1 protein-coding gene is annotated in these 365 nt (G+C 55.9%); it reads left to right on the top strand.

The window, feature by feature from the left end:
- A partial coding sequence (locus KDH83_RS32025) for a hypothetical protein (RefSeq protein ID WP_212323233.1) occupies positions 1–365 on the top strand: 365 nt, incomplete at both ends.

Genomic DNA, 365 nt, shown 5'->3' with positions numbered 1-365 from the left:
CGGTGGCGAAGGCGGCGTTGTCCGGATCGAACCAGAGGGGGGAAAGGGAGGGGGGGGGGAGAAGGGAGAGGAAGAGGAAAGAGGGGGGGGGGAGGAGGAGGGGAAAAAAGAAGAAAAGGTGGAAGGGAGGGAAGAGAGGGGGAAGGAAAAAAGGGAAGGGAGAGAAGGGAAGAAGGAGGGAGGAAGAAGGGGGGGGGAAGGAAAAAGAGGGAAGGAAAGGAAGGGAAGAAGAGGAGGAGGGGGAGGAAAAAAAGAAGGAGGGTGAAGGAAGGGAAGAGGTCCTGCTGAAGTTAGCCCAGAAGATACAAGGTGCAATGCAGATAAAGTTGGTGAGAATCTTTGGTAAACCCACCGCCGGTCTGAAC

This window comes from Achromobacter sp. Marseille-Q0513 (genome assembly GCF_018195695.1).
Taxonomy (GTDB): domain Bacteria; phylum Pseudomonadota; class Gammaproteobacteria; order Burkholderiales; family Burkholderiaceae_B; genus Achromobacter.
This window is presented reverse-complemented; position numbering and strand designations above follow the sequence as displayed.